The sequence below is a fragment of the Daejeonella sp. genome (assembly GCF_044342615.1).
Taxonomy (GTDB): Bacteria; Bacteroidota; Bacteroidia; order Sphingobacteriales; family Sphingobacteriaceae; genus Daejeonella.
Map to the genome: position 1 here is coordinate 1 of NZ_JBIIPN010000027.1, position 23,432 is coordinate 23,432.

Here is a 23,432-nt window from a genome sequence, read left to right on the forward strand (position 1 = left end):
GGGATTAACAGATCGTGAAGCCGCTGCACATTTATTAAATCGATTTTCTTTTGGTCCGCAAGCAGGTGATATCGATGAAGTGTTAAAAATAGGTTTAGAAAAATGGTTTACACAACAGTTAGCGGCCAATCAGAAGGATGAGCGTTTAGAAAAAATGTTGAGTTCTTATGATGCTTTAAATCTTAGCAATGCAGAGGTCATTAAAATTTATCCTAAAAATGCACAGGTTTTGCGCTGGGCAATACGTGATGGGGTAATTCATAAAGATTCGGTTAATCTCTCAGATCGTAAGAAATACCGAGAGCAAATTGCGGCTTACATGCTTGAGAAGGGCTACAAGCCGCAGGCAGATCTTTTTAGGCAATTAATTAACCAAAAGATTTTAAGAGCCACATACAGTAATAATCAATTGAAGGAGGTGTTAACAGATTTTTGGTTTAACCATTTTAATGTATCCATAACAAAAAATATTAGTGCCGAATATATTCCGGCTTATGAACGTGATGTAATTCGTCCGCATGTATTTGGTCAATTTTCAGATTTATTAATAGCTACGGCAAAATCGCCTGCCATGCTCTTCTTTTTGGACAATTTTAGTAGTTCTGGAACATTAGAAAATACAAGAAAGCCTCAAAATGCCAAAGGTCAAGGTCAAATGCCTTCAAGTGCTGCAATGCAAATGGTGGATAGTACTTCTATGCGTGCTCAAATTGTATCTAAATTACAGGAAAATAGAAAAAACCAGGGATTGAATGAGAACTATGCTCGCGAAGTAATGGAATTACATACTTTGGGTGTTGATGGAGGTTATAGTCAGTTGGATGTGACCCAAGCCGCCCGTATTCTTACTGGCTGGTCTGTAGCACCTATGGAGAATGCTTATGGTGCTCCATTGAAGAAAATGATTGAAAAAGCAGGGACGGACAATCTCAAGAAAAGAGGTTTCGTTTTTGAAGATGATTTTATGTTTGCTGCCAACAGACATGACCGTGGCTCAAAAACAGTCTTAGGAAAGGTTTTTCCTGCAAATAGAGGTTATGAAGAGGGGGTTGAGCTGTTAAACATGCTTGCTCAACATCCATCTACAGCTAAATTTATCTCCCAGAAATTGGCCGTTCGTTTTGTGAATGATAATCCCTCGGAAGCGCTGGTAGATAGAATGACGGCTACCTTCAATGAGAAAAATGGTAATATTTCGGAGGTTTTGTTGAGCATGGTAACTTCGCCCGAATTTTGGTCGAAAGAGGCATTGAGAGAAAAAACAAAATCTCCATTTGAGTTGGCCATAAGTGCTGTTCGCAGTTTAAATGCAGATATCAAACAGCCCAGTCAATTAAATACATGGATAAGCAAAATGGGGCAGAAAATGTATTATTATCAAGCACCTACCGGCTTTCCCGATAAGGGGCAATTTTGGATTAATACCGGTTCCTTGTTAAATAGAATGAATTTTGGCTTGGCTTTGGCTTCTCAGCGAATTCCGGGTATTAAATTTGATCTTTTAGCCTTGAATAATAATCATGAACCTGAAAGTTCGGAAGCTGCCCTGATGAGTTATAGTAAGCTCATTATGCCGGAGCGAAATCTTGATAAAACCATTGAGCGATTGAAGTCGATGTTAAATGATCCAGATTTGGTTAAAAAAGTGGAGACTGCTGCATCCCAAAACAATAAAATGCAAGATGCTGTAAATGAGGATGATGATTTAATGATGAATGAAAAAATTACTGATAAAAAAGTGAATAATTCTGTAAAAATGGCAGGGGATAATATGTTGGCTCAGGTAGTTGGTTTGATTTTAGGCTCTCCAGAATTTCAACGTAAATAATAAGATATACGATATGATATCTAGAAAAGCATTTTTAAAGGCAGGCGGACTATCCTTATTTGGGATAGGAATTGGGGGAATTCCCGCATTTATGGCTCAGGCAGCCGAATTGATAGAGGCACCTAAGCTTTTTAAGCGGAAGAAAATTTTGGTATCTATTTTTCAACGAGGGGCAATGGATGGATTGATGGCTGTGACGCCATTTGAAGATCAATACCTTAAAGCCGCACGACCGGGATTGTTTATGAGTCCGGTGAAAACAGGAAACAACAATCCGCTAATCGATTTAGACGGTCGATTTGGGCTGCACCCCGCCATGCGCGCCTTTGAATCTGTTTTTAGAGATAATCGTTTGGCAATAGTACATGGGATGGGATCTCCCAATAATACACGTTCCCATTTTGATGCACAAGATTATATGGAATCGGGGACCCCCTTTAGCAAAGGAACATCGAGTGGTTGGTTGAACCGGGCGGCGGGACTCTTAGGGCATGAAGCGACGCCATTTCAATCTGTAAGCTTAACGAATGCTATGCCTCGATCATTCTACGGTGAAATACCTTCTTTATCTATCAGTAACCTTCAAGATTTTAATATTCAACTGCGTGCTAACCAGATGAATACTAATAAGGTATCACAAAGTTTTGAAGAATTATACGATCAAACCTCACCAGGATTATTAAAATCTACCGGCAAGGAGAGTTTTGAGGCTATCAAAATGTTGAAGTCAGTTGATACAAAGAATTATAAGCCAGCAAATAATGCCCTTTATCCAAATAGTCCTTTAGGCAATTCTTTAAAGCAAATTGCCCAATTAATTAAAATGGATGTGGGTTTGGAACTTGCATTTGCAGAATCAGGAGGTTGGGATACCCACTTTAATCAAGGCGCTGAAAATGGAGTTTTTGCTAGGAATGTGACTGATTTAAGCATGAGTATCATGGCATTCTGGACCGATATGGCTCAATATCACGATGATCTGACGGTAATGACGATGACCGAATTTGGTAGAACCGTGAAACAGAATGGAACAGGAGGAACAGATCATGGTCGTGCCTCTTGTAATTTTATTCTTGGGAATGATGTACGTGGCGGACAGGTACACGGTAAAGTAGCACCTTTAGCTATCGAAAACTTGGAGGATGGGCGAGATTTAGCTGTTACAACAGATTTTAGAAGTATTTTTTCGGAAGTTGCTGAAAAACATCTATTGATTTCCAATAAAAATCAAGTTTTATTTCCTGGTTTTGATGGGAAGGGGATTGGAGTGATGAGGTAAATGGTAGAAAGAACAAGGAGCAAGGAATAAAGACAGAAAGATGACGCCAGCCTGATAACCGACAACTGATAACTGATAACCAACAACTGATAAAAGACAACTGATAACGGATATTTTGCTCAACATCTTGAAGATTCATGTTAGTTTAGAACTGAATAGCTCCATTTTAGAAGAAGCGATATCTCATCTTAATAAAAATGATGCAGTTTTTGGTCCCGCGAAAGATGGAGGCTACTATTTACTCGGAAAAAAACGTTAATTCCTGAGCTTTTTATGAATAAAAAATGGAGTACTGATGAGGTGGCTAAGGATACAATTAATGATTTCAAACGACTTCAAACATCTTATTATCTATTACCAAAATTAAATGATATTGATGATGTATTTGATTTAGGACCTTTCGATAAACAGCAATAATTTAATTTTCCCTATTTAATATTTCTTGATTTTCCTTATACGAAATTGATCAATCCTTATCAGCTAAGTGCTTGATTATGATCATATAAATCGATTTTCAACATCCATATTTTTAATAAAAAATAAAGGATGAAAACAATATTTTTAGTTTTAAATGCACTCAATCCTGATAAAGGATCTTCTGAATTTGCATTTTATTTAGCTCGACTTTCTAAGTCGAAAGTTTATGGTGTTTTCTTAGATGTCAACAATTTGGATGATGATGACATTTTAGAGATTAAAGATTCTGCCATTCCATCCCAAATGGATAATCAAACTAATGTGCTTCCATCAAAGCAGGAACAAATTAAAGCCAATATTCATCTTTTTAAAGAGAGTTGTATAAGTAATGAAGTTTGCAGTGATATTTATTTGGAACAAGAACTATCTATAAATGAATTAATTACAGGAAGTGCATTTGCTGATTTGATTATTATTGATGCCGCATTTTCTTTAAGTGATGGGGTATCCTCAGTGCCATCAGAAAGTGTCAAAGAAATTCTAAACCGTGCAACTTGTCCGGTGATTATCTCACCGCTATCATTTGAGCGTATTGATGAGCTTGTTTTTACTTATAATGGTTCACAATCTTCTCTTTTTGCCATTAAACAGTTTACCTACCTATTTCCAGAATATTTTGATAAAAAGCTCAGTATAATTCAAGTTAATAAATCTGGGACTTGGCCCCAAAGGGATTTAGGAAAATTAAGGGAGTGGCTTAAAAACCACTATTTAGATGTCAATTTTATTGCTCTTGAGGGTATAGCTGAAAATGAATTAATGACATTTCTACTAAGGAAAAAGCATGTATTTATTGTTATGGGGGCTTATAGTCGAAATTCAATCTCACAATTTTTTAATGAGAGCACGGCCGAAGTATTAATAAAAACATTAACACAGCCCATATTTATTGCGCATAATTAAAAATCATCATTTAATCACATAAATATATCAATATATGAAAACCATTCTTGCACCAACTGATTTTTCAGAAGTCTCACTAAACGCAGTCAACTATGCTGCTCAGATGGCGAATATTTTGGGTATTAATTTAACCCTGCTACATGTTTGTCCCGTAAGTATGACCTATACAGATGTTCCTCCACCTGCATTTTACATTGAGGAGTCGATATCTAAGGCAGAGAAGCAGCTTAAAGAGCTAAAAGCTAAAATTTTAAAAGATGCACCTAAGAAAATTACTATTAAAACTAAGGTTTTAACAGGCGATGTAGTTTCAGGTATCAAAAATATATGTGAAGTTATAGATACTTATGCCGTGGTGATGGGTGCGGATAGTAGTAATACTATTGATCGCTTTTTATTTGGTGGAAATACGATTGAAGCAATAAAGTCGCTATCCTGGCCCTTAATTATCGTTCCTTCGCAGGTGCATTTTGGGAGGCTACATAAGATTGGATTGGCATGTGATTTTAGAGATGTTGCCAGCACTGTGCCTGTTGATGAGATTATTAAATTGGTTAGAGAATTTAATTCGGAGCTTCATATTTTACATGTACAAACAGAAAGTCGTAAGACTAGTGATTTGGAAACGGCGAATGCAACGCGTTGGCTTCATGATCAATTAGGAGCATTGAATCCTAAATATCATTTTATGGTTTCAGATAAAGTTGAAAAAAGTATTAATGATTTTGCTGAGAAAAATAAATTGGAGATGCTTATTGTAACCCCTAAAAAACACAGCTTCTTTAATAAAATATTGAAATCTAGTAAATCGAAAAATATAGTTTTACAAGCACAGGTACCTATTTTATCGATTCATGAATGAGATAAAACAATAATATACTAAAAAAAATCGATAATATCAAATTAATCGATGTTTTGGAATGCTATATAAAGATTATTGATTGATTCTTTGGTTCTGAGGCATAATGGGTGGGATGTTAAAATAATTTAATAACCAGCGCGCTCCAAATTTGGAGCGCGTGGTTAACCCAATTATTGAATTGGAATACTCTTTCCTACTTTCATTTTCGACTCTTCAGTCCGTGGAAGTGTGATTTTGAGTATGCCATCTTCATATTTGGCTTCTATCTTTTCGGTATCGATACCTTCAGGTAAGGAGAAACTACGGCTAAAGCCTCTGTAATTATATTCTTTACGTGTAAAAGTTTTCTCTGTTTCTTCTTTTTCCTCTTCAGTTTCATTGCTAATATTCAGCATATTTCCACTAAGGTCAATCTTAAAGTCCTCTCTTTTCATACCAGGAGCAGCTAAAGTGACCAAGAATTGATTCTCTTGTTCCATAATGTTTACTGGTGGTAAACTCGCTCCACGGCTCCATAATTCACGTCCTTCAAACCAATCATTCCATGGTTTTAATAAATCATCAAATACAGAGGGAATTCCTCCGCTTACTCTAGCTAATGTGTCAGTTTTCATAATTTTCCTTTTTTAAATTGCTTATCTATTTATTGTTAAACAAAGATATTTTTAATCGATTTTAGGGAGTTTGACGGGAATCAATTGGCGGACTGAGTTTCATCAATAACCCTTTTATTTAAGCCTTATGGCTGTTTTTTTATAATATGTATCTATTTAGGCAGATTTATTCTTAATTATTTTTTACGATTTAATATATTTTTTCGCTCACTCTTTGGATATTATTTCGTTCGTGTTTTCTACCAAGAATACGGTCGATATCGTCTTTATAAATGACCTCCTTTTTAAACAATAAATCTGCAATCTTGCTGAGAGATTCCTTATTTCTCTCTAAAAGATTTTTACTACGTTCATAACAGGAATTTACTAGGATTCTAACCTCTTCATCAATCATTCTGCCGGTTTCTTCACTGTATGGCTTTTGAATACTCATGTCTCTTTGTCCGCTTGAATCATAAAAGCTAACATTTCCAATTTTTTTATTGAAGCCATAATAAACTACCATGGTATAGGCTTCCTTGGTAACTTTTTCCAGATCATCTAATGCCCCTGTTGAAACATCTCCAAACATAATATCTTCTGCTGCTCTGCCTGCTAATCCGCTGCATAAATGCTCAATGAATGAAGTTTTATTCCGTAGCTGTTTTTCTTCGGGTAAATACCATGAGGCTCCTAATGTTTTACCCCGAGGAATGATAGACACTTTTACGATAGGGTCTACATGCTTCAGCAATGTGCTTACCAAAGCATGGCCAGCTTCATGATAAGCAATGATCTTTTTTTCTTCAGGAGAAATAATTTTGCTTTTCTTTTCAAGTCCCGCAACAATCCGATCAATAGCATCTAAAAAATCCATTTTTCCAACGGCATCGGCTTTTCTTCTTGCGGCAATAAGGGCAGCTTCATTACAAATATTGGCGATATCAGCACCAGAAAAACCCGGAGTTTGTGTTGCTAAAAAGGGGATATCGATGTTATTATCTAAAGTTAATGGGCGTAAGTGAACTTTAAATATTGCTTCACGTTCTCTTAAGTTGGGTAATTCTAAATAAATATGCCGATCAAATCTTCCTGGTCTGAGCAGTGCAGGGTCGAGCACATCTGCTCGGTTGGTTGCCGCAAGAACAATTACGCCACTGTTTGAGCTAAAGCCATCCATTTCTGTGAGTAATTGATTGAGCGTACTCTCTCTTTCATCATTTGCGCCGCTTAAAAACGCTCCTTTGCCTCTTGTGCGGCCTATCGCGTCTAGCTCGTCGATGAAAACGATGCATGGGACTTTCTCTTTCGCTTGTTTAAATAAGTCGCGCACACGGGCAGCACCAACGCCAACAAACATCTCAACAAATTCAGATCCTGAAATGATAAAAAATGGGACTTTTGCTTCACCGGCAACGGCTTTTGCAAGAAGAGTTTTGCCAGTTCCGGGTGGCCCAACCAACAAGATTCCTTTGGGTATTTTAGCGCCTAAGCGGGTAAATTGCTTCGGGTTTTTTAAAAATTCAACTATTTCACGGACTTCCAGTTCAGCTTCTTCCAAACCTGCCACATCTTCAAAGGTTATGCGGCTTTCTTCATGAGCTACCATTAAGGCATTAGATTTGCCAAAATTGAAAATAGAATTTCCATTGGATTGACTTCCCATTCCTGCATATTTACGAAACATGATACGCCAGAGGTAAAAAATCAATAATAATGGAAGTAACCAGCCGAAGACATTCCAGAACCAATTACTTGTATTTGAATAAGTTATAGGAATTTTTTGTGTTATTGGGATGTTTTTTTGAGCCTCATCCATTTTACGCTCAAAGCTTTCTAAAGATCCTATTGTAATTTTATAATGGGGGCCGGGATTAGATTGTCCCTTGATTTTTGTATCAAATGCTTTTTTAAAATATGGGTCGCTAGCCAAATCAGACTTAATAAAAATTTCAGCCTCCTCTTTGTTGACAATATTTATCTTTTCAACAGCTTTGCGACTTATTATTTCACTTTCAAATTGTTGCCATGAAATTTCAGATTCAGCATTGTTGAACCCAGGTAAATAGGGAAAAAACAACATAAAAAGGATGGCTATATAAACTACAGCCCAGAAAAACTGTTTTTTGGGAGTCTGATTTTTAGGAATTTGTTTTTTTGGAGAGATTTCCTGTCGTTTTGGCTTCATGCTATTTTTACATGCTTAATTTATGGCATTTAAAAAGCTGGATTTAATATCCAGCTTTTTAAATTTTTAGGAGATTAATCATTGAATGCCATTTCGGGCACTTCCACATTCAGATTACTTTCTACGCTTAAAATACCTGGAGCCGACCATGCAGCTCTTTCAGCATCATCTTTTTCGGCAAAAGATCGAACTTTACCACTAAGAATAACTTTATTGCCATCTACTTCAACAGTAATTCGATCAGCATCTATGGTAGCATTTCTATGAAAAGCACTATTGATTTTTTGATGGACATCTTGGGCTTTAAGTGTTGGCTTCACAGAAATTAGATTTATTACAGAGCTAACTCCAGTAATATTTTCAATGGCTCTGCGAGCATTTACACGTTGATATTCCCATTCAACGTCACCTTCTAGCTTCACATTCCCATTTTCAACTTTAACCTTAATTTTATTGTCGGGAATAGTGGTATTCCATTTAAGTGCATTTAACACTGTTTCGGCAATTTCGGTATCAGTTTTTCGATAGGTCGGAGAAACGCCAACTTGAATATCTTCGGCTACAGCTCTTACACCTGCAACCCGCTTGGCGGCTTTTTCAGCACTTAATTTTTTTGAAAAGGTGTCAACTATGCCAGAGAGGGTTACAATCCCATTTTTTACCCCTACTCCAATTTCCGATTCATTAAGAAAAGGCTCCCAGCTTAGCTCTTCCATCACATCTTTTTGAATTTGATTGTCAGTTCTCATTTTTTTGATTTTTAATGTTAATAATTTGCTTTTTGTAATTATTTTCAAAGTAGGCTTAAATAGAAAAATTGCTTATGAGGGTAATCAATTAGGACTTTGATATTGATCAAAATTATTTTGTGTAATTAAAAATTCAGCTCTAGCTATGATTTTTTAACGGTTTTACTATTTTCTTGTTGAATAAAATTCTTAAGAATAGAATGTTTAATCCATTATTTTAGATAATTTCGTCTATGCCTTTAAAATCTAAATCTGTCTCTGATGAGAAAGTAGAATTGCATCCACGAAATAAGCATAGAGCTAGCTATGAATTTGAAATTTTGATCAAGTCCTGTCCAGATTTAGCCAATTTTGTGATAAAAAATCAATTTGATAAAGAAACCCTAGATTTTACAGATCCACTTGCCGTTAAAACTCTTAATAAAGCCCTTTTAATTCATTTTTATGGGATTCAATTGTGGGATATCCCAGAAGGCTTTTTATGTCCGCCTATACCTGGCAGAGCAGATTATATACATTATGCAGCAGACCTTATTTCTGAAGGTGAAGAATCTATCCTAAAAGGAAAAAATGTGAAGGTGCTTGATATTGGTGTTGGAGCCAATTGTGTTTATCCATTAATTGGCCATCGTGAATATGGCTGGACCTTCGTTGGTTCTGAGATAGATTTGTTGGCAATGCGCTCTGCAACTAATATTGTGGATGCCAATGCACTTTCCAAATCGATAAGCATTAGAAAGCAAAGGTCAAGTACTAAGATATTTATGGATCTAATTAATCCAGGTGAAAAATTTAAGCTTTCGATTTGTAATCCTCCCTTTCATGGATCTTTAAGGGAAGCGTCTGAAGCTACGGAGCGTAAATGGAAAAACTTAGCTAAGGGGCCTAAAATGGCTACTGATTTAAACTTTGGTGGAAAAAATGCAGAGTTATGGTGTGAAGGAGGGGAAGAGAAATTCCTTAAAAATATGATAACCGAAAGTGGCCAATTTGCGGAGTCAGTTGAATGGTTTACCTCTTTAGTTTCAAAAAAAGAAAGCCTTTCTAGTTGTTATTATGAACTTGATAAAATACAAGCTAAAGAAGTTCGTACTATTGAGATGAATCAAGGAAATAAAAAGAGTCGGATTTTAGCTTGGAAGCTCCAATAATTTAATTTTAAAGATAAATTGTATCTAAAATATTAAGTTATTTAATAAAATTATCATATAAGCTATTTAATCCAGCTCTTAGCACATCATTCAAACCATTGGTATAATTAGGGTTACAGCCGTTGGTTATAACTACAAATCCAAACTTTTCTTTAGGATTAAAGAACATAGCGCTGTATAGTCCGTATGCTGAGCCAGTATGACCAGTCATCATTTCTCCAGGTATCACATCATTTCGATTTGAAATTGCTAAACCATAGCCTTCTTCTTCAGATATTTTGGTTTGCATCAAGCGCGAGCTCTTTTTTGAGATGATCTTAACACCTTTATACTTACCGAAGTTCATGTGCATGGTCATGTATTTTGCAAGATCTCCAGATGATATTTTCATTCCTCCAGTAGGTGAGAATACCGGAGTACTATAGGCCATTTTATAATTTGAAAGTATATCGCGACGAGTAGAATAAGCTAGCGGCGAGGGACTTAGAGTCTTATTTTTAGTATTATATTCATGTAGGGTAGCAAATTTGCTTGCATCTAAAGAATCGATATTATAACCACCATACAATCCTAATGGCTTAAGGATGTTATTTTTTACATAATTATCGAATCTTTCGCCAGAATATTTTTCAATAACTGTACCAACCATATTATAATTAAGGTTGCAGTATTGATAATTGGTGCCTGGCGCATATTGGCTAAAACATTTTTCCCAATCTGGGTTTTTCGAAGGATTGATGGCATCGAGAGTGAAATATCCTTGGCTATCATTAATGCTTGAGGTATGCGACATTAACATCTTAAGAGTGATTTTTTGATCCGGGAAATTGGGATTACGTACGGTAAAGCCTATTAAATCACTGATGTCGTCGTCTAAATTTAATTTCCCAGCCTCTACTAATTGCATGATAGAGGTAGCAGAGAAGGATTTGGATATGGACGCAATACGGAAAATATGGTCGTTTTTTAAAGGTTCATTGCTAGTATTATCCTTTAGGCCGAAGGATTCATTATAAATAATTTCACCTTTTTTTACTACGGCAACAGATAAACCTACGACTTCAAATTTTTTCATGATTTCTTGAATGTCGGACGCTGCTTTTTCATTTTGAGCGAATGCTGATAATGAAAGGCAAAGAATTAGTGTTAATGCAATAAATGGCTTGATTAATTTCATTCTGATGAAGCTTTTTGTTTCAATAAAATTACGATTATTATTTTAAAATAATTAATCAAAGGCATTTCAAATTATGGAGTATTTGTTTTTTTAAAATCAGATTTTATTGCGCTCGATTCTTTTACATCCTTAAAGCTTATTTCAACGGTTGTGCCACTATCGAGTTTACTCTTAATTCTTATTTTGCCATTCATTTTATCAAGATAATATTGCACAATATGCAATCCTAGTCCTGTACCTTGAACCTGCTTTACATTAGAGCCTCTAAAAAATGGACTAAACAATTTTTTCTGATCCTCTTCAGAAATTCCGAATCCGTGATCTTTTATAGATAGTTTGTATTCACCTTCTAAAAATTTACTTGAAACAATAATTTTGGCATTCTCTGGCGAGAATTTTATGGCATTAGATAAAATATTGATTAAAAGATGTTTAAAGGCATCAGCGTCGGTAAATAGATTTGTTGGGCCTACATGTTTAAAGGTAATTTTCTGTCCCTTTTTTAGTATAACATTTAGCTCTGATATGGTTTTGCCAATCAGTTCTTCTGAATTAAAATTTTGTCTTTTTATTTCTAGTTGTCCTTCTTCTATCTTATTTAATGTTAGGAAATCGTTTATGATATCCCTTAAAAAGTTTACCGCCGATACGATATGTTTTATTTGTTCTTCTCTTTTTTCTTGATCTTCAGTTTTTTCGAATTTTGAAATGATAAATGCTGAGGAAAGAATGATACTGAGAGGTGTTCTAAGTTCATGCGACGCGAAATTTAAATTTTGTTTTCTTGCCTCATTGAGCTGTTTTTCTTTTTTAAGGAGATTTAAGAGGTCGTTATCGATTTTAGTTAACTCAGAAATCTTTTTTGCCTTATTGAAGTTTGCGGTTAAAGCATAGCAAGCACTTTTATTAGAGGTTTTTATGATATTCATAATGACAGGAAACTTACTACCATCTTTCCTAATCATGTTCAATTCTATTTCATGCCCTTGGCCAAGCTCACAAATCAAAGCACATAAGCAATTTGTTTTTTTATATTCAGTATCAAAATCTTTAATCTGACTTTTGGCAATTATTGATAATTCTTCTTTGTCAAAAAAATCATCTAGGTTCATTTTTCCTATAATATCTTCAGATGAATATCCTAAATTATTTTCTGCAAAAGGATTTAGTAGTTCTATAATACAATTATTATTAGTTATTAAAGCGATTGTTTCGCCCTTGTTCCAAATATTATATAGGATATTATTTGCTTGATATTGTTTAACTATGTTTTGCATAAGTTTTCAATTTTATTGGCAATTATTATATAATAAAGTTTAAAACTCGTTTTTTGTTTAAATAATCTAAATGTTTTAAATTCTGGAAAACATCTTATAGACAAATTCCAAGAAATAGGTCTTATTAAGCAAATAATAAATTCTAAAAAAGAAAATTCAACAATTCTACCTTTGGGATATAGAAAACAAGTGTTGATTATTTGTTCAGATATCTAAAAAATGATTTTAATATTTAAAAGAACCATATTTTAAAATAAAGATTTTTAAATATTTATTCGATTTTAAATATTTTCAATCTTCTATTGTAACCACTATAAAGTCTTTTTGCTCACAATTAAGCTTGTAGATTACTCTATCTAAATAATCCATTGTGAAATTAATCTTTCCATTTTCCAATCGCCAAACGTATTGACGATCTACTTCAAGTAGGTCTGCTAATTGTTTTTGAGTGAATTTCTTCTCTAATCTTCTGGATTTTATCAACGATCCTAATATTTCCTTTGTGCTCTTCATTATTTCCCAGCTCACTGTAAAATAAATTAAATTATATTGGATGTTTGTAACCATGAAGTGTTCACATACCTGATTTTTTAAGGATATAGTGATTTAATTGATGGTATATTTTATTATTATCTACATTAAGAAAATTTCGGCATTTTAGGAGAGTATTAATTTGAAATATTATTTAGGATCCTAATCCAGCGAAATTTTATTCTTCAATTTACAGTGTTTATCATAATAATTCTATTTTTTTAATTGATTTTTAGTTCTTTTTCCTAATACAAAGTTGTCTCGAGCATTTATTTATATAATGCTATTTTGATTACTGAAGTTAAAATCGAGCTTTTTGTTCTATTAAATTACCCGATTTATTTTGTTGCTCTAGTTATGAAATACTCTTTCTAAAAAAATGTTGTAAATCAACTGTATATCCTAATTTACATTCTTGTATAATATCTTGTAAATTCTTTACAATTCGCTTTACAATCACTGTAAACCACGTTTTTTTCCAATTGGAAGTCTCTAATTTTAAAATTCTAAATAATGAATAATTGTTTAATTGAATTTAATTAAAAATAAAATTATGAAACAAATGTATGCTTACTGTGCTCTAGTATTAATAATATTAAGTGCTTCTTGTGCACCTCGTCGAAATCTTGTTTATTTCAGTGATATGGTTGATAAAAACAACGATAGTCAAGTAATTACAGCCGAAACTGAACCTAAAATCCAGTCGAATGATTTACTTAGTATAACTATTAATACACTAAGTACAGAGTCAAATATTATGTTTTCTGTTAACTCTAACAACATTAATAAAAATGGTTATTTCGAAAAGGAGGGATACCGTGTGGATAAAGAAGGAGCGATTAATTTTCCTGTATTAGGTATGGTTAATTTGAAGGGTTTAACACTTGAGCAAGCACAGAAAACTTTGGTAAGTCAGCTTAGCCAATATGTAAAAAACCCGATTGTAAACATGCAATATCTCAATTTTAGGATAACAGTTATCGGAGAGGTAAATAGTCCCGCAACCTTTAATATTCCTAATGAGCAAATTAATTTGTTGGAGGCATTGGGTATGGCAGGCGATTTAACTCCTTATGGAAAGCGTGAAAATATACTTGTTATCCGAGAAATGGATGGTAAGCGTTCAATTGTACGTGTAAACATTAATAATAGAGCTATTTTAAATTCGCCCTACTTCTACCTGAAGCAGAATGATGTTATCTATGTTGAACCAGACAAGGCAAAATCTATAGAGTTTAGTCCCAATAACCGACTAATGCCCCTTCTTGTAGCCACAATTTCGGCTGTAGCAGTTTTGTCTACTGCTTTTCTATCTAAATAAAACACAAATAAAAAATTATAAGTCATGGCTTTAAAACTTAAAAATCAACCTTCTTCGGCAGCAGGTGATCTCAATGATATCTTGTCTAAACTTGTTAAATATTGGTATGTTTTTATAATAAGCATATTAATCTCTTTGGCTATTGCAAGTCTTTATATAATGAATGCAACACGATTTTATAAAGTAAGTAGCACTTTATTAATTCAAAATGATTTTAAAGGTGATGGAATGTTGAAGGGGACAGCCTTTAGCGATCTAGATATGTTTCGCGGCGCTCGCACGGTAGATAATGAAATGGAGGTATTAAGATCAAGAGATTTGATTTTTAAAACAGTCAAAGATCTTAAGCTGGAAACAAGTTACTTCATTCCTGGGCTCTTTAATGATAAAGAATTGTATGGTGAAAACTTGCCAGTTCAGGTGATAATTGAATATCTTAATAATCAAGCATATTCCCAAAAAATTGAGCTTTCTATAAAAGATGACCAGGTATTTTCGCTAAATACGAATGAAAAGAATGTTTTATATAATTATGGACAGTTGATTCAAAGACCAGGTTATAACATTCGGGTTGTTAAGGGACCAGCATTTTCAACAGCTACACCTATTCTAAAAATAAAGTTTAATGATCTTTATACTATGGCTGAATATTATAGCTTATCAGCTTTAAAAATTGTACCTATAGTAAAAGATGCCAATACTGTTTCTTTAACACTACTAGACCCGATTCCGCAGCGTGGAGTAGATATATTAAATAAGCTCATTGATACCTATAATGATGAAAATGTAGGCACTAAAAATAAGGTAGCAAGAAATACGATACGATTTATAGATCAGCGTTTAGTTGATTTAAATAGTGATCTTTCTGTTTTAGAGCGTGGGGTTGAAAACTATAAGCAAGTAAATCGTGTAACCAATATGAGTGCCGATTCGGAGCTAAACTTAAGAACGTCAGGTGATTATGATTTTAATTTGTCTTCGGCGGGTGTACAATTAGATTTAATAAAATCATTAGCAAATTATCTAGGTTCAAGAGATAGCATGTATGAGATTGTTCCAAGTACACTCGGAATTAAAGATCTTACATTAAACAATTTGATTAACAAATACAATGATTTACAAATTGAAAGACAGCGCTTATTACGTAATAATAGACCAGATAATCCACTGATTATCAATATTAATGAGCAGTTGTCGGGATTAAAAGGGTATTTGCAAGAAACATTGAAAAATGTTCAGGCAGGTCTTATTCTTGAGAGGAATAACTTAGTAAATAAATCAAACCAGTTTGAATCAAAAATTAGAAATGTACCTGCTGTTGAACGTGGTTTATTACAATTAAGTAGAGATCAAGAAGTAAAGGCAGCGATTTATCAATATCTTCTTCAAAAAAGAGAAGAAACTGCTCTATCACTATCTGCAACCATTCCTACCTCATTAGTTGTAGATAGGCCGGCCTATCATACAGCACCTGCAAAGCCAAAAGAGGCCTTAATTTATTTAGGCTCATTAGTTACTGGCTTTTTACTTCCACTATTCTTTTTCAGTAGTAGAGAAAAATTAAACACAAAAATTAAAGAGGTAAGTGATGTTCAGCTTCTTGGTGATACTCGGATATTAGGTGAGTTAAGTCATAATGACGAGAACAATACGGTAGTAGTAAAAAGAGGCAGTAGGACCACTATTTCAGAGTTATTTAGATATATTCAATCCAATTTAGGCAATATTATTAGCGACTCTAAGAGTCAGATTTTGCTTGTTACGTCTGGAATGATGGGTGAGGGTAAGACATTTTTTTCTATCAATTTAGGAATTACACTAGCATTGGCTGGAAAAAAAGTGGTTATTGTGGAGTTTGATTTACGTAAGCCAGATCTGATGAAAGGTATTAATATCAAATATGAAAAAGGATTGGCTGATTACCTTGAAAATAAGGAGCTTGAATTGGATGAAATTATAAGTCCCTCAGCAGCAACACCTAACTTATCTGTTATTGGTTGTGGTTCACTTCCCGATGATCCAACAGAACTTTTTTCTTCCGATAGAATGGAAGGCCTCTTTGAAGACCTCAGGAAAAAATTTGATTATGTTATTCTTGACACATCTCCAGTTGGTTTGGTAGCAGATGTATTTAATATCGCACCATATGCAGATGCAAGCATTTATTTATTGAGATATAATTTTTCAGATAGAATGCAAATAGCTGTCTTAGATGACATTTGTGAGAATAAAAAACTTAAAAATCTCATGATTGTTTTCAATGATGCTAAAAAAGAAAATATGAGATCTTATGGCTATGGGAATACCACTAAGAAATATGCTTAATATCATATTTCTCTGATGGTCATTCAATAGAGTTTTTATTTAGTGCTGTTTTTTTGCCCTGTATTTGTTGAAAAACAATTTTAATACCCATTAAATTATTGCTTCATTCTTTAGCAATAACAAGTTTAAAATCATTCTAATTCAAAATTAATCATGTAAGTGAGTTAGCGAAGCTGTGTTTAATCGATAACAAAAAATAATTTTTTTAATATATTATGGAAGAGTCAAGTAAATTAAGATCATCGAAAACGAGGAATTGGTTTGTGATTTACACGAGAGCCAGGTGGGAGAAAAAAGTAGATCATCTACTTCAGCAGCAAGGAATAAATTCTTTTTGTCCTTTAAAAAAAGTAGAGAGCCAATGGGCCGATAGGAAAAAAGTAGTTGAAATACCTCTTTTTAGTTCTTATGTTTTTGTGAATATTAATTTAAAGGAGGAACAGCAAGTACGACAAACTCATGGGGTATTAAACTTTATTTATTTTCTTGGCAAACCGGCCATTGTACAAGACTCTGAAGTTGAAAAAATTAAAGATATTCTTTTAAAAAACCCTGATGCAGAAGTAGTGAGTTTAGAAAATGTATGCGTTGGTAATCGTGTAAGGATAAAAAACGGCGTTTTAGCTAACCAGGATGGAAGTATTGTTAAAGTTAATGGGAAAACAGTTTTAATGGTATTTGATCATTTGGATTGCGCCTTGGTTACTAGAGTTTCAGTTTCAGATTTAGCACCTATTTAAGTATGAGTAATATTTTATTAGAAAAAATATCTATCGCAGTTGTAGGATTGGGCTATGTTGGTCTGCCTTTAGCAACAGAATTTGCAAAGCACTTTGAAGTATGTGGCTTTGATTTAAATGCTGAAAGGGTAAGCCAGTTAAATGGGGGTTATGATCATACTTATGAGGTTGATAGTGAGTCGCTTAAGGGTGTTTTGATTAATACAGATGATTCTGGAAGTGGCTTGTTGTTAACAGACCAGATTGACGATATAAAAAAATGCAATGTTTTTATAATCACGGTCCCTACGCCTGTAGATAGGTATAATCGCCCTGATTTAAGTCCCCTGTTAAAAGTAAGCAGCATGATTGCCTCTATTTTAAAGCCTGGCGATACTGTTATTTATGAGTCAACCGTTTACCCTGGAGTTACTGAAGATGAGTGTGTACCAGTTTTAGAAAGAGAATCAGGATTGGTTTACAATGTTGATTTTTTTGCTGGATATTCACCTGAGCGAATTAATCCGGGTGATAAGGAACATACTTTAACAAAGATTCTCAAAATTACTTCAGGATCCAATCCAGATACAGCAGATTTTGTAGATTCATTATACAAATCAATCATTGTAGCTGGTACCCATAAGGCAGAATCTATTAAAATTGCGGAGGCTGCAAAGGTGATTGAAAATGCTCAAAGAGACATCAATATTGCTTTTATTAACGAGTTAGCCATGATTTTCAATAAGCTTGGAATTGATACGAATAAGGTATTAAATGCAGCATCTACCAAATGGAATTTTCTCAATTTTAAACCTGGTTTAGTTGGTGGACATTGTATTGGAGTTGATCCATATTATTTGGCTCAAAAAGCACAGGAGGTAGGTTATCATCCTGAAATTATACTTGCTGGAAGAAGGGTGAATGACGGAATGGGAGAGTATGTTGCAGATCAATTGGTAAAAGCTATGTTATCAAAGGGCATTGCCATAGCAGGGAGTGAAGTGTTGATCTTAGGCTTTACTTTTAAAGAAAACTGTCCAGATGTTAGAAATACTAAAGTTATTGATATTGTTAAGAGATTATTAGAATATCAAATTGATCTCACCATTCATGATCCATTGGCAGATAGCAAGCAAGTTAATGATACCTATGGGATTGATTGTCAGAATGATCAATCTAAAAATAAACTTTATGACGGTATTCTGCTGGCCGTGGCTCATCATCAGTTTAAGGATTTGGATGTAACAAGCATGTCTAAGGAAAAAACAGTCGTTTATGATATAAAATATGCTTTACCTCACGACATGGTGGATGTACGCTTATAAATATCAAAGTAGAATTGCGCTCACAAAATATAAAATTACTGGCTTAAATTGATTGGGATGCATCGTTTAAAGGAATTAGATGTTTTAAGGGGCTTTGCAGCACTTAACGTGATGTTATATCATTATACAAGTCGATATTTTGAAATATTTCAAATTCAAAATCAACCAAATTTTGAATGGTATTTTGGACATCATGGTGTGGAGCTATTTTTTATGATTAGTGGTTTTGTAATTTTTATGTCGCTTCAAAATGTAACAAATATTAAAGAGTTTATCCTTAAAAGAGCTATCAGATTATATCCTGCTTATTGGATTTGCATACTCATAACTCTTTTTATTTCAGTTATTTATAATATTCCTAGAAGTGATGATTTTTCATCTTTTCAAATTCTAATGAATTTTACAATGATTCAGGGAATATTTGAAATTCCCAATATCGACGGAGTATATTGGTCGTTATTGCCAGAATTATTCTTCTATATTTTAATGGGTACTTTGTACTATTTAAACTTCTTGAAAAACATTAAAATAATTGCAATAATCTGGTTAAGCTGGATGATTTTAAATAAATCAGGTTTATTCCCTTTTGGGGAATATTTTTTGAACTTAAAATATGGAATGTTTTTCCTCGCAGGTATATTTTTCTATAATTTGAAATTCAATAAAGGTTCTTTTGTTGACCATTTAATAGTTTTAAGTTGTTTGTTTACAGCAATTTATGTAAATGGAGAGACTTACAACCTAATTATTTATCCTATTTGGTTTGCCACTTTTTATCTTTTCATTGGAGGTAAATTGAGCTATTTTAATTGGGCTCCATTATTGTTTTTGGGCTCTATTTCTTACCCATTATATCTTCTACACCAAAATATTGGCTATGCATTAATCACTTATTTGTACTCATATCTTCCTAATTATTTCATAGTGATTTCATCAACTAGTTTGATGATGTTTTTATTGGCTTGGTTAGTTATAAAATATCTTGAGAATCCTTTAAGTCTATTTCTAAAGCATAAGTTTCTTTCAAACTTAAATTTAAGTAAGAAATCAAAAATTAGTACAGATTTAGATCATTTTTCGCATAAAAATGTTCTTGAAAAATCAAGATAAAATTATCCAATAAGTCTATTTAAGGCTCTTCCTATCACCATTTATCGATTCAATACTTGAATCAGATTGATTGCCCAATTTTTATGAGTCTTAGAAAAAAAACACTGAATGGTCTCATTTGGACTTTTAGTCAACAGTTTGGTGTACAAATTATTAGTTTTTTTATAACCATTGTTTTAGCTAGAATATTAGGTCCATCTGAATTCGGAATAATAGCTATGCTTTCAGTTTTTGTGGCTGTAGGCGGATTGTTAGTTGATGGCGGACTCTCATCATCCTTAATTAGGACGGGTAGGGCTAACCAAAAGGACTATTCAACGGTTTTCTTTTTCAACCTTGGTGGTAGTTTGGTGATTTATGCTTTGGTTTATTTTTTAGCACCATTCATTTCTGCTTTTTATAAGCAGGAAATTTTGACTTCGGTTCTCAGATTATATTCTATTGTGTTCATAATCAATGCTTTTTATGAAATTCAAAATGCACGGCTTGTTAAAGTTATGGATTTTAAAACCCAAGCCTTGATTCAAATACCATCTGTTTTAACTAGCGGTCTAATTGGTATTTTATTAGCAATTAACGGGTTTGGAGTATGGAGCCTTGTATGGATGAATATTTCACAATCGTTTTTAATTACCTTATTTCATTGGGTATTTTCTAAATGGCGTCCATCTTTAATTTTTGATTCTGCTTGCTTTAAAAGACACTTTCATTTTGGATACAAAATGACCCTTTCTGGATTGTTGGAAATTATTTATAAAAACATTTATGTACTGATTATCGGTAAAAACTATTCTGCAGCTCAATTGGGATATTATTCAAGAGCAGATTCTATCAGTCAATTGCCTACAAATAATATATTTAATGCCATAAACAGTGTTACTTACCCCATGTTTGCCTCCATTTCGGAAGATAATATCCGACTTAAAATGGTCTATAAAAAGTTAGTGCAACAAGTATTATTTTGGAATGCATCAATATTAATTCTTCTTGTTGTGCTCGCTGAGCCTCTTTTCAGATTTTTACTGACTGAAAAATGGCTTCCAGCTGTTCCGTATTTTCAAATATTATGTCTCGCAGGTATACTTTATCCTCTTCATGCCTACAATCATAATATTTTAAAAGTTAAAGGCAGGAGCGATCTTATATTAAAAATTGAGATTGTAAAAAAGACAATTGCAGTAATCGGCATTTTACTCATCATTCCATTTGGAATTTTTGGCCTACTTTATTTCCAACTTGCCTTCAGTATTTTGTCGTGTTTTATCAATTCATATTATAGCGGAATCCTAATTAATTATTCTATCAAAGAGCAATTGGCAGATATTTTTCCAGCCATTTCACTATCCATTTTGATAGGCTTGATTTGTTTTTTTATGGATATGATTCTTAAACCCTACATACAATTCTCCGATTTAGAGCGCCTGATTTTCAATAGCTTATTCTATTATATTTTATATATGTCTAGCAGTTATTTCATGCAATTCACAGCCATTTCTGATTTTAAACAATTAATTCTAAAAAGATGATACCTGTAACAAAACCCTTTTTGCCGAAAGCCAAAGAATATGATGCCTATTTACAGAGTATTTGGGAGCGTCAATGGTTAACCAATAATGGTCCGCTAGTAAATGAGTTTGAGCTAAAATTGAAAAATTATCTTGACATCGAACATTTACTATATGTTTCAAATGGCACTGTTGCTTTACAAATTGCTATCAAGGCCTTAGAGTTAAAAGGAGAAATAATTACCACTCCTTTTTCTTTTGTAGCGACCACAAGTAGCATTGTTTGGGAGGGATGCAAGCCTGTTTTTACGGATATTGAGCCCGATACATTTAATATTGATCCGCTAAAAATTGAAGCTGCTATTACATCAAATACAAGCGCTATTTTAGCTACGCATGTGTATGGAAATCCATGTGATATTGATGCAATTCAAGCTATTGCCGACAAACATGGACTAAAAGTTATTTTTGATGCTGCGCATTGCTTTGGGACAAAATATAAAGGGAAGTCAGTATTTGAGTTCGGCGATATTAGCACAACTAGTTTTCATGCCACCAAGTTGTTTCATAGCATTGAAGGTGGGGCTGTATTTGCCAGAAAACCGGAACTACTTAAAAAAATGGCTTTCATGAGAAATTTTGGTCATAATGGCCAAGATCAATACAGTGAATTAGGTATAAATGGAAAAAATAGTGAGTTTCATGCAGCCATGGGACTTTGCAATTTGAAATATGTGGATGAGATTTTGAAAAAGAGAAAGTCTCTTTCAGAATACTATTTAGAAAAATTAGCAGACTTAAAAGCAAGTTTTCCAAAGCATCAGGAGAATTATATTCCCAACTATTCTTATTTTCCAGTCTTATTTGACTCTAAAGAATTGATGTTAAAATGCCTTTCAGATCTTGAAACAGAAAAGATTTATTGTAGGCGTTATTTCTATCCTTCCTTATCAACCTTGTCTTATGTTAATAAAACTGAACTTCCTGTGTGTGATTCAATAGTTGAACGTATAATTTGTTTGCCACTCTATCACACGTTAACATTTTCTGATTTAGATCTCATTACACGAGTTATGCTCCGAGCTCAACATTATGAGGTTCAAGCACCTTCGAGTATCGAGGCCGATATTGCTCAATTACTTGAGACAGCTTTGCTCGTAAAAACAAACAAATAATCCTTCCAATTAGTTCTCAATCATTTAATTCTAAATGAATTTGAAATCATTTTAATATAAATTCAAACAATCTATTCTCATGAACAATTATGAAAATATGGTGAGCATTTGTTGCATTACTTATAATCAGGAAAAATACATTGCAGAGGCATTAGATGGGTTTTTAATGCAAAACACAAATTTTAACTATGAAATTATTATTGGAGATGATTGCTCAACAGATGCTACTCGATCCATTATTGAAGATTATTCAGAAAGATATCCAGGTAAGATACAACTGTTAACAAATTTGAAAAATGGGGGAGCTACTCCCAATATTTTAAAAACATTAGGTACCGCACAGGGCAAATATATCGCTATGTGTGATGGTGATGATTATTGGACAGATTCTCGCAAATTACAAATGCAAGTTGATTTTATGGAAAATAATCCTGACAGCTCTATTTGCTGCCATTATAGTAGTGTGATTGATGAAAATGGCGATTTAGTTTATGAAGATAATAATCCCGTGAGTCTTGAATATACGTATGAAGATGTGCTTTTAGGTAGAAAAAATGAAACGAGAGTTTGTACCATGATGATGAAAAATAACGATCATCTAAAACACATAAAAAGTCAGGAATGGTTTTACCAGGTTTATAGTGCTGATACATTTTTCAAACTATATGTATTATCTGAACCTAAAGCTAAATTATACGTACTTCCTGAGATAATGGCAGTATATCGCTTGCATCAGGCAGGCGTTTGGAGCATGATCGATTCGCAGGTTAGAAAGAAGAAAATGATTGATGATTTCAATATCTTGATTAATAATTTCTCTTATACAGCACAACATAAAAAGGAATTATTGAAAATTTATTTGATGCAATATTTTCTTTTTGATGTTAAAAATTTCAAATTTCAAAAGGCTATAAATACATTAATTACTCTCGTTTAA

The 23,432-nt window shown here is 33.5% G+C and carries 21 protein-coding genes; 15 read left to right on the plus strand and 6 right to left on the minus strand.

Translation table 11 applies throughout. The annotated features are described in order from the left end of the window. The 6 genes from ACIQ0D_RS04055 to ACIQ0D_RS04080 all read left to right on the plus strand — a co-directional run. Positions 1 to 1,828 (plus strand): DUF1800 domain-containing protein (locus tag ACIQ0D_RS04055; protein ID WP_395803283.1); only part of this gene is annotated, 1,828 nt, incomplete at its 5' end. A 13-nt stretch (positions 1,829 to 1,841) separates the two neighbouring features. Then, positions 1,842 to 3,107, plus strand: coding sequence for a DUF1501 domain-containing protein (locus tag ACIQ0D_RS04060; RefSeq protein WP_395803284.1), 1,266 nt, complete (start codon positions 1,842 to 1,844; stop codon positions 3,105 to 3,107). Between the two features lie 127 nt (positions 3,108 to 3,234). After that, positions 3,235 to 3,366 (plus strand): DUF2064 domain-containing protein, encoded by a 132-nt coding sequence (locus ACIQ0D_RS04065; RefSeq protein ID WP_395803285.1) that lies wholly within the window; start codon positions 3,235 to 3,237, stop codon positions 3,364 to 3,366. Between the two features lie 14 nt (positions 3,367 to 3,380). Further along, complete coding sequence (locus tag ACIQ0D_RS04070; protein ID WP_395803286.1) at positions 3,381 to 3,524, plus strand: hypothetical protein; 144 nt, start codon at positions 3,381 to 3,383, stop codon at positions 3,522 to 3,524. 129 nt (positions 3,525 to 3,653) lie between these two features. After that, positions 3,654 to 4,487, plus strand: a complete 834-nt coding sequence (locus tag ACIQ0D_RS04075) for a hypothetical protein (RefSeq protein ID WP_395803287.1) — start codon at positions 3,654 to 3,656, stop codon at positions 4,485 to 4,487. A 34-nt stretch (positions 4,488 to 4,521) separates the two neighbouring features. Continuing rightward, the gene (locus ACIQ0D_RS04080) at positions 4,522 to 5,349 is read left to right on the plus strand and encodes a universal stress protein (protein WP_395803288.1); all 828 of its coding nucleotides are present in this window, start codon (positions 4,522 to 4,524) and stop codon (positions 5,347 to 5,349) included. Between the two features lie 170 nt (positions 5,350 to 5,519). Here the strand turns inward: ACIQ0D_RS04080 and ACIQ0D_RS04085 are convergent, their stop codons facing one another. The 3 genes from ACIQ0D_RS04085 to ACIQ0D_RS04095 all read right to left on the minus strand — a co-directional run bounded on the left by ACIQ0D_RS04085 (position 5,520) and on the right by ACIQ0D_RS04095 (position 8,879). After that, on the minus strand, positions 5,520 to 5,963 hold the full coding sequence (locus ACIQ0D_RS04085; RefSeq protein ID WP_395803289.1) for an Hsp20/alpha crystallin family protein: 444 nt from the start codon (positions 5,961 to 5,963) through the stop codon (positions 5,520 to 5,522). A gap of 190 nt (positions 5,964 to 6,153) precedes the next feature. After that, positions 6,154 to 8,130: an ATP-dependent zinc metalloprotease FtsH gene (gene ftsH, locus ACIQ0D_RS04090; RefSeq protein WP_395803290.1), complete on the minus strand. Its 1,977-nt coding sequence runs from the start codon at positions 8,128 to 8,130 to the stop codon at positions 6,154 to 6,156. 74 nt (positions 8,131 to 8,204) lie between these two features. Next, a complete protein-coding gene (locus ACIQ0D_RS04095) occupies positions 8,205 to 8,879 on the minus strand; it encodes a BON domain-containing protein (protein ID WP_395803291.1) in 675 nt (224 codons plus the stop codon). Positions 8,880 to 9,112: 233 nt separating this feature from the next. Here ACIQ0D_RS04095 and rlmF point away from each other — a divergent pair, with 233 nt between their 5' ends. Beyond that, entirely contained in the window at positions 9,113 to 10,030 is a 918-nt protein-coding gene (gene rlmF, locus ACIQ0D_RS04100; protein ID WP_395803292.1) for a 23S rRNA (adenine(1618)-N(6))-methyltransferase RlmF, read from the plus strand. 37 nt (positions 10,031 to 10,067) lie between these two features. On the opposite strand, the gene ACIQ0D_RS04105 is transcribed toward rlmF, so the two are convergent. The 3 genes from ACIQ0D_RS04105 to ACIQ0D_RS04115 all read right to left on the minus strand — a co-directional run bounded on the left by ACIQ0D_RS04105 (position 10,068) and on the right by ACIQ0D_RS04115 (position 12,997). Then, positions 10,068 to 11,207 (minus strand): serine hydrolase domain-containing protein, encoded by a 1,140-nt coding sequence (locus tag ACIQ0D_RS04105; RefSeq protein WP_395803293.1) that lies wholly within the window; start codon positions 11,205 to 11,207, stop codon positions 10,068 to 10,070. Between the two features lie 71 nt (positions 11,208 to 11,278). Next, positions 11,279 to 12,484 carry an ATP-binding protein gene (locus tag ACIQ0D_RS04110; RefSeq protein WP_395803294.1) on the minus strand — a complete coding sequence of 402 codons (1,206 nt, stop codon included), beginning with the start codon at positions 12,482 to 12,484 and terminating at the stop codon, positions 11,279 to 11,281. Positions 12,485 to 12,775: 291 nt separating this feature from the next. Continuing rightward, a complete protein-coding gene (locus ACIQ0D_RS04115) occupies positions 12,776 to 12,997 on the minus strand; it encodes a helix-turn-helix domain-containing protein (RefSeq protein ID WP_395803295.1) in 222 nt (73 codons plus the stop codon). Positions 12,998 to 13,568: 571 nt separating this feature from the next. Here ACIQ0D_RS04115 and ACIQ0D_RS04120 point away from each other — a divergent pair. The 8 genes from ACIQ0D_RS04120 to ACIQ0D_RS04155 all read left to right on the plus strand — a co-directional run bounded on the left by ACIQ0D_RS04120 (position 13,569) and on the right by ACIQ0D_RS04155 (position 23,432). Then, positions 13,569 to 14,336 (plus strand): polysaccharide biosynthesis/export family protein, encoded by a 768-nt coding sequence (locus ACIQ0D_RS04120; protein WP_395803296.1) that lies wholly within the window; start codon positions 13,569 to 13,571, stop codon positions 14,334 to 14,336. Positions 14,337 to 14,360: 24 nt separating this feature from the next. Next, positions 14,361 to 16,661, plus strand: coding sequence for a GumC family protein (locus tag ACIQ0D_RS04125; RefSeq protein WP_395803297.1), 2,301 nt, complete (start codon positions 14,361 to 14,363; stop codon positions 16,659 to 16,661). Between the two features lie 215 nt (positions 16,662 to 16,876). Then, a complete protein-coding gene (locus tag ACIQ0D_RS04130; RefSeq protein ID WP_395803298.1) occupies positions 16,877 to 17,401 on the plus strand; it encodes a UpxY family transcription antiterminator in 525 nt (174 codons plus the stop codon). Positions 17,402 to 17,403: 2 nt separating this feature from the next. Continuing rightward, a complete protein-coding gene (locus ACIQ0D_RS04135) occupies positions 17,404 to 18,705 on the plus strand; it encodes a nucleotide sugar dehydrogenase (RefSeq protein ID WP_395803299.1) in 1,302 nt (433 codons plus the stop codon). A 57-nt stretch (positions 18,706 to 18,762) separates the two neighbouring features. Continuing rightward, positions 18,763 to 19,815: an acyltransferase family protein gene (locus tag ACIQ0D_RS04140; RefSeq protein WP_395803300.1), complete on the plus strand. Its 1,053-nt coding sequence runs from the start codon at positions 18,763 to 18,765 to the stop codon at positions 19,813 to 19,815. 83 nt (positions 19,816 to 19,898) lie between these two features. After that, complete coding sequence (locus ACIQ0D_RS04145; RefSeq protein ID WP_395803301.1) at positions 19,899 to 21,341, plus strand: lipopolysaccharide biosynthesis protein; 1,443 nt, start codon at positions 19,899 to 19,901, stop codon at positions 21,339 to 21,341. Next, a complete protein-coding gene (locus ACIQ0D_RS04150) occupies positions 21,338 to 22,495 on the plus strand; it encodes a DegT/DnrJ/EryC1/StrS family aminotransferase (protein ID WP_395803302.1) in 1,158 nt (385 codons plus the stop codon). Before ACIQ0D_RS04145 ends, ACIQ0D_RS04150 begins: the two co-directional genes overlap by 4 nt. Positions 22,496 to 22,574: 79 nt before the next feature. Then, on the plus strand, positions 22,575 to 23,432 hold the full coding sequence (locus ACIQ0D_RS04155) for a glycosyltransferase (RefSeq protein WP_395803303.1): 858 nt from the start codon (positions 22,575 to 22,577) through the stop codon (positions 23,430 to 23,432).

Coding starts and splice junctions, on each gene's coding strand:
- ACIQ0D_RS04060 (WP_395803284.1), top strand. CDS start 1,842: ATGATATCTAGAAAAGCATTTTTAAAGGCAGGCGGACTATCCTTATTT.
- ACIQ0D_RS04070 (WP_395803286.1), top strand. CDS start 3,381: ATGAATAAAAAATGGAGTACTGATGAGGTGGCTAAGGATACAATTAAT.
- ACIQ0D_RS04075 (WP_395803287.1), top strand. CDS start 3,654: ATGAAAACAATATTTTTAGTTTTAAATGCACTCAATCCTGATAAAGGA.
- ACIQ0D_RS04080 (WP_395803288.1), top strand. CDS start 4,522: ATGAAAACCATTCTTGCACCAACTGATTTTTCAGAAGTCTCACTAAAC.
- ACIQ0D_RS04085 (WP_395803289.1), bottom strand. CDS start 5,963: ATGAAAACTGACACATTAGCTAGAGTAAGCGGAGGAATTCCCTCTGTA.
- ftsH (WP_395803290.1), bottom strand. CDS start 8,130: ATGAAGCCAAAACGACAGGAAATCTCTCCAAAAAAACAAATTCCTAAA.
- ACIQ0D_RS04095 (WP_395803291.1), bottom strand. CDS start 8,879: ATGAGAACTGACAATCAAATTCAAAAAGATGTGATGGAAGAGCTAAGC.
- rlmF (WP_395803292.1), top strand. CDS start 9,113: ATGCCTTTAAAATCTAAATCTGTCTCTGATGAGAAAGTAGAATTGCAT.
- ACIQ0D_RS04105 (WP_395803293.1), bottom strand. CDS start 11,207: ATGAAATTAATCAAGCCATTTATTGCATTAACACTAATTCTTTGCCTT.
- ACIQ0D_RS04110 (WP_395803294.1), bottom strand. CDS start 12,484: ATGCAAAACATAGTTAAACAATATCAAGCAAATAATATCCTATATAAT.
- ACIQ0D_RS04115 (WP_395803295.1), bottom strand. CDS start 12,997: ATGAAGAGCACAAAGGAAATATTAGGATCGTTGATAAAATCCAGAAGA.
- ACIQ0D_RS04120 (WP_395803296.1), top strand. CDS start 13,569: ATGAAACAAATGTATGCTTACTGTGCTCTAGTATTAATAATATTAAGT.
- ACIQ0D_RS04125 (WP_395803297.1), top strand. CDS start 14,361: ATGGCTTTAAAACTTAAAAATCAACCTTCTTCGGCAGCAGGTGATCTC.
- ACIQ0D_RS04130 (WP_395803298.1), top strand. CDS start 16,877: ATGGAAGAGTCAAGTAAATTAAGATCATCGAAAACGAGGAATTGGTTT.
- ACIQ0D_RS04135 (WP_395803299.1), top strand. CDS start 17,404: ATGAGTAATATTTTATTAGAAAAAATATCTATCGCAGTTGTAGGATTG.
- ACIQ0D_RS04140 (WP_395803300.1), top strand. CDS start 18,763: ATGCATCGTTTAAAGGAATTAGATGTTTTAAGGGGCTTTGCAGCACTT.
- ACIQ0D_RS04145 (WP_395803301.1), top strand. CDS start 19,899: ATGAGTCTTAGAAAAAAAACACTGAATGGTCTCATTTGGACTTTTAGT.
- ACIQ0D_RS04150 (WP_395803302.1), top strand. CDS start 21,338: ATGATACCTGTAACAAAACCCTTTTTGCCGAAAGCCAAAGAATATGAT.
- ACIQ0D_RS04155 (WP_395803303.1), top strand. CDS start 22,575: ATGAACAATTATGAAAATATGGTGAGCATTTGTTGCATTACTTATAAT.